Origin of the sequence: Maribacter sp. (assembly GCF_049667165.1) — a bacterium.
Classification (GTDB): Bacteria; Bacteroidota; Bacteroidia; order Flavobacteriales; family Flavobacteriaceae; genus Maribacter_A.
The window spans coordinates 1-5,760 of record NZ_JBATHS010000385.1; the positions used below are offsets into that span (position 1 = coordinate 1).

Annotated in this window: 5 protein-coding genes; 4 read left to right on the forward strand and 1 reads right to left on the reverse strand. The window is 40.7% G+C overall.

The genetic code is table 11. The features are described from left to right. Positions 1-104: 104 nt before the first annotated feature. Complete coding sequence (locus WBM98_RS17380; RefSeq protein WP_424367285.1) at positions 105-1,226, reverse strand: fatty acid desaturase family protein; 1,122 nt, start codon at positions 1,224-1,226, stop codon at positions 105-107. 418 nt (positions 1,227-1,644) lie between these two features. On the opposite strand from WBM98_RS17380, the gene WBM98_RS17385 reads away from it, so the two are divergent. The 4 genes from WBM98_RS17385 (at position 1,645) to WBM98_RS17400 (ending at position 5,518) form a co-directional block, all read left to right on the forward strand. After that, complete coding sequence (locus tag WBM98_RS17385) at positions 1,645-2,688, forward strand: glutaminyl-peptide cyclotransferase (protein WP_424367286.1); 1,044 nt, start codon at positions 1,645-1,647, stop codon at positions 2,686-2,688. Next, a complete protein-coding gene (locus WBM98_RS17390; RefSeq protein ID WP_424367287.1) occupies positions 2,688-3,083 on the forward strand; it encodes an acyl-CoA thioesterase in 396 nt (131 codons plus the stop codon). The genes WBM98_RS17385 and WBM98_RS17390 overlap by 1 nt, the downstream gene beginning before the upstream one ends. 12 nt (positions 3,084-3,095) lie before the next feature. Then, positions 3,096-4,625 carry a hypothetical protein gene (locus tag WBM98_RS17395; protein ID WP_424367288.1) on the forward strand — a complete coding sequence of 510 codons (1,530 nt, stop codon included), beginning with the start codon at positions 3,096-3,098 and terminating at the stop codon, positions 4,623-4,625. 149 nt (positions 4,626-4,774) lie between these two features. After that, complete coding sequence (locus tag WBM98_RS17400; protein ID WP_424367289.1) at positions 4,775-5,518, forward strand: LytR/AlgR family response regulator transcription factor; 744 nt, start codon at positions 4,775-4,777, stop codon at positions 5,516-5,518. Positions 5,519-5,760: the final 242 nt, after the last annotated feature.

Sequence of the window (5,760 nt, forward strand, 5' to 3'; positions counted from 1 at the left end):
CCACTATTGCGCAGCTATTTTTACATAAAAGACATGCTGCAAAAGCTGACCTATTTCTTACAGGCCACCTGCACCTTTCAAATGGTTGCCCCCCCCGAAGGCACCTACGGAACCGCTGCCAAATTAGGCAATGAGGTAGGCGGTTTCATCGTGCCCAACTCCCTTAACCTTCGGAAATGAGAGGCTAGGGCACTGAAAACACTGGGCTTTAGGTTATAGGTAAATCCGTATTCCTCAGCTGTTTTCTTAATGATATCGGCTATGACTGGATAATGAACATGGCAAATATTTTGAAAAATATGATGTTCAATTTGAAAATCCAGGCCCCCGATATACCAGCTGAACAGACCATTTTTTCTTCCAAAATCTGAGGTGGTGTTAAGTTGGTGCACCAACCAATCGTTCTTGATCTGATGGTCTTCATCAGTAAGCAGTTGGTGCGTACCTTCAACTACATGTGCCATTTGAAATACCGTACTCATGATCATGCCCGCCGTAATGTGCAGGGCAATAAAACCAATCAATATTTGCCAGAAGGCGAAATCCGTAAAGTATAAGGGTAGCCCTATAATAACTGCAAAATAGGTGATCTTAATCGCGATAAGCTTTATCAGCTGCCATGTTGGATCCACATGTTGAGCCTTGGTAATACCTTTTCTATTATAATCGAGCAATACCCCGATTTCACCAAACAAGCGGGAAAAAGTCATAAGACCATACAGTGGAAAGGCATAGAATTGTTGAAATCGATGATACTTTTTAAGTGGACCGTATTCGCTCAAACGGATAACCTTCAGGTTCGAAATATCGGGATCATAATTGAAAATATTGGTGAACGTATGATGCTTCATATTATGTTGTATTTTCCAATTGAAGATATTGCTGCCTAAAAGAAACATGGTAGACGAAGCCAGATCATTTACCCATTTTTTTGAAGAATAGGCATGGTGCACCCCGTCGTGCATGATCGACATTCCGACCCCGGCTTCCCCTATACCCATGATAATGGCTAAACCTAAAGCTGTCCATGCCGATACTGGGGTGGTGAGCAATACGACGAACGGCACAATATACATGCACAAAATAACAACCGACTTCAGGTACATCGTATAATTGCCATAAATGGATATATTATTCTCTTTAAAATAATCACGCACCCGTTTTCTCACCTCATAGGCAAACTCACGCTCCTTTTTGTTTTCCCTGACGAACTTAATGGTTTCCATAATACCTTTTAATTTAATAGTAGATCGAAATGTATCTAAAAACCATCGTACCAGACAATGATTTTGGTCAATTTGAATAAAATAATTGACCGTCGTTTGTCCCCATTCGTAGTTCGGAAACCATAGGTGCTGCCCTCTCCCCTGAGTTCAACCTTTATGAGCGGATTACAGCGAGTAGCGCAACAGTCCATATCGCTATAGTTCAAAGCACCAGAAACCTACTAGGGAAAGAAAATCGAATGTTGTTATGACCATAAGGATCCCATCCAAAATTCAATCAATCGTTTTACTTTCTGATTTTTATCAAGTAACTTGCCCTTTTTATGGTAAACAATACCTTATTCAGGAGCGTTTGCCTTGCCCTTATTCAAGTGTATCGTTAGTGTGTAATCCGTTTTCCTTCAAAATAAAAAGGCCCATGAATCCATTTAAAGCTATTATCGTTTGTCATATACTATTGCTCTTTTTGGCCTGTGGCAGTGGTAACACAGACCCTTCTTTGTTGTTCGAAATACAGCTGGAAGGCAATAAAACCGATTTTCAACAACATGAGACCGTAGGCATCGCCCTTAAAAACAAAAAAGGGAAAGCCATCACTTTGGTAGCTTACACCATCGATGGCAAAGCGTTGGAAGTGACGGGGAATAAAATAACGTTTGATCTCCCCACCTTGGGCAACAAAACCTTAAAGGCGACGGTCAATTACGAAGAAAATAGCGCAGAGATCTCAAAAGAAATCAAGATATTGGCCCCGAATCCTCCGGCCCTATATTCCTACGAGATCATCAATGAATACCCCCATGATAGCAAGGCCTATACCCAAGGGTTGGAATTTCACGAAGGGGTGCTCTATGAGAGTACCGGTAAAAAGGGAAGGTCATCCTTACGAAAGGTCGCTTTTAAAACCGGGGAAGTGCTAAAACAAATCGACCTCGATAATTCCCAATTCGGGGAAGGCATTACCATAATGAACGATAAGATCTATCAACTCACCTGGCAGAACGGGATCGGTTTTGTGTATGATCTCGAAAAGTTCGAGAAAATAAACAGTTTTCAATATGGTGAAAGCAAGGAAGGATGGGGTCTTTGCCACGATGAGGATAAAATCTACAAAAGTGATGGTACCGAAAAGATTTGGTTCTTAAATCCTGAAACCCTTGCCGAAGAAGGACATATTGAAATTGTCACCAATAAATCGGTATTCAATATGGCCAACGAATTGGAGTATGTCGACGGAAAAATCTATGCCAATGTATACCAAAAACCCAGTATGATGATCATCGATGCCCAAAGCGGGGCCATTGAAGGGGTCATAAATTTTGGTGGGTTGAAAGAAAAGGTAACCCAACATAAAGATTTGGATGTACTTAACGGCGTCGCATATCATCCCGAAAGAAAAACCTTTTTTGTTACAGGGAAAAACTGGGATAAGATGTTCGAGGTACGGTTTATAAAGAAATAATGGAATCCTACGAAAAAAGAATCAAAGTCTCCAAAAAGGACCTAGACGATCTAGACCACGTCAATAATGTGCGTTATGTACAATGGATCCAAGATATATCAAAAGAGCATTGGCAAACTGTAGCACCCAATGCAATGCAGGCGGGAATTCTCTGGGTGGTCAAAAAACATACGATCGACTATTTGAGTTCCGCCGTGCTAGGCGATGAAATTCTGGCAAGGACCTATATTGCAGATACTAAAGGGGCCATTTCAGTGCGTTGTGTAGAAATGTACCATCATGAAACAAATCGGCTATTGGTACGTTCCCTAACTGAATGGTGCTTACTTAATGCCTTGACCTTAAAACCCATTCGTATATCAGAGGCTATAAAAAATATCTTTTTACCTAGTTAATGAACGGTAATTATGCAGCGTATTATATTGGTTTTATCTGCCCTGATCGTTTTGATGGTTTGGAGCTCCTGCAGAAAGGATTTTGCCTACACCCCCAATCCCGGTAATCTGGAGTTTTCAAAAGACACCGTTTATCTCGATACGGTTTTCTCCAAAATATCGAGTAGCACCTATTCCTTAAAAGTGTATAACCCGAATCGCGATGCCATCGAAATTCCCACCATACGTTTAAAACAAGGCCAGAATAGTTTTTATAGAATGAATGTGGATGGGGTTGCCGGAAAGGAATTTACGAACATCCCGATCTTGGCCCAAGATAGCCTCTATATTTTCATTGAAACCACGGTGGATCTTTCCAATGGTTTGGAAAATGAATTCTTATATACCGATGCCATTGCTTTTGAAGGAAAGATGATCACACAGGAAGTACAACTGGTGACCTTGGTCAAGGATGCGGTTTTCCACTATCCGAAAACCTTGGCGGACGGCACCAAGGAAACCCTCAGTTTAGATATGGGTTTAAATGGAGCACCTATTCAGGTGGAAGGATTTTATTTACAGGAAGATGAACTGCATTTCACTAAGGATAAACCCCATGTGATTTATGGGTATGCCGTTGTCCCTGAAAACCAGGTGCTATTGATGGATTCTGGGAGTCGCATCCATTTTCATAAGGATTCGGGAATTTATATGGGGAACGGCGCCTCATTACAGATCGATGGTGCCCTGAGTCTCGATCAAGCGCTTTTGGAAAATGAGGTGATTCTCGAAGGAGACCGGTTAGAACCCCAATACACTGATATTCCCGGACAATGGGGTGGAATTTGGTTCGCCGAGGGGAGCATCGACAATCGAATCACCTATGCGACCCTTAAAAATGCCACGGTAGCGCTTATGGTCAAGGGAGATGGCCTGATGCAATCCCCTACCCTGACCCTTGAAAATACACGGATCCATAATGCTTCGAACACGAATCTATGGACCCAAAATGCCCATGTGCTTGCTGAAAATACGCTTTTAGGCGGTGCGGGCCGTAACGCCCTGCGTTGCGATCTCGGGGGTCGTTATGTATTTACCCATTGCACGATTGCCAATTATTGGTCCCATGGTTCTAGATCGGGTACCGCGCTATTTCTAGGCAATCACGATACCAGTAATACAGGAGATCTGATTTCGGCCGAGTTCAATAATTGTATCATCGATGGGAATGCCCCTTTGGAAATTTCCCTGCGGCATAACGGATTGAATGCCTTTAATTTCAACTTCGATCATTCCCTCATAAAATTCGAGGATACTTCAGGTCAATATGCCAACACCGATTTGTACGATTTTGGTGACACTACCTATTACAACAACGTATTTTTAAATCAAAATGCTGATTTTAAAGATGTTATACAAAATAATTTTTTAATTGGCGAAGCTTCAATGGCCAGGAATAAGGCGCTTTTGGAAACTGCCTTAAACGTACCCTATGACATTCTAGGCACCAGCAGGACGGACAATCCGGATATTGGGGCCTATGAATTCATGCCGGATAATTAAATTGTTGTAAAAACATAAACTTTACGATGTATTTTCTTTCATTTGTATAATTTTTTGTAAATTATAAGGACAAACCTTATTTTTTATAAGGTTTTCCTTAGCCCCCGGTCCACCCACTATTTTAACTTTGCTATTAAATAGCTAAATCCTTGGAATTCAATTACTCCATTATCGATTCTGATGCTTCTTCCAATCTGCAATTGCAGCATTTTCTGGAAGAATATGGGGATTTTACATGTACTTCCTTAGCTAAGAACAGTAATGACGGTTTAAATTCAATATTGAAATATTCCCCCGACGTCGTTTTTGTGCACTTGAATGAAAATGCCCATGAATATTTTCACATGGTTGTGGAATTACACCAGTATATCAAAAAACTGCCCATTTTCATAGGTATTTCGAAAACCAAGGAATATGCCTATGAGGCCATTAAAAATGGTTTTTTCGATTATTGGCTAAAACCGTACAATGAATTTGATATTCGAAAATCGTTGTTGCGTCTTAAGAGGTACATGCCCGAACCTACGCCTGTGTATGCACAACAGGAAACCATTTGTTTAAAATCGTATCGAGATTTCCAATATTTGAACACCCAGGACATTCTATATCTGAAAGCCGACAATAATACCACCGAATTTGTGATGAAGGATGGCAGTGTGATCAATGCCTACAAGACCTTAAAAACCTTTGAGAATCAATTGCCACAAAGTTTTATCCGCATTCACCAGAGTTATATCGTGAATACCCAATACATCTCAGGAATCAGTTATGGCAAGTCGATCTGTACCCTCAAACTTCGCAACTTGGAATTACCCTTTTCAAAATCGTACAAAACGAATGTCGATGATGTAAAGGAACATTTATCAAAAACGACCATTTCGGCCATCAACTGAAAAAATACTCTCAAAACCGGGTTGAATACTTCCAAAACCGGGTTTAATACTCATACTTCTTCCTCTTGCCCTTTTTCGGGGCCATAGCGTATTAGTTTTACAACGTAATAAACCGAAACCACTAATAAAAATAAAAATTAAAGATTATGAGAAGAGCACTAGGTATTTTAGCAATAGTAACCATGACGTTGGGACTAATGGGCACAACCACAGAAAACAAAAATCAAGAACAACAAACCATC

What these genes read in the sequence shown, in the direction of transcription:
- WBM98_RS17380 (WP_424367285.1), bottom strand. Translation starts at nt 1,226, where the DNA reads ATGGAAACCATTAAGTTCGTCAGGGAAAACAAAAAGGAGCGTGAGTTT.
- WBM98_RS17385 (WP_424367286.1), top strand. Translation starts at nt 1,645, where the DNA reads ATGAATCCATTTAAAGCTATTATCGTTTGTCATATACTATTGCTCTTT.
- WBM98_RS17390 (WP_424367287.1), top strand. Translation starts at nt 2,688, where the DNA reads ATGGAATCCTACGAAAAAAGAATCAAAGTCTCCAAAAAGGACCTAGAC.
- WBM98_RS17395 (WP_424367288.1), top strand. Translation starts at nt 3,096, where the DNA reads ATGCAGCGTATTATATTGGTTTTATCTGCCCTGATCGTTTTGATGGTT.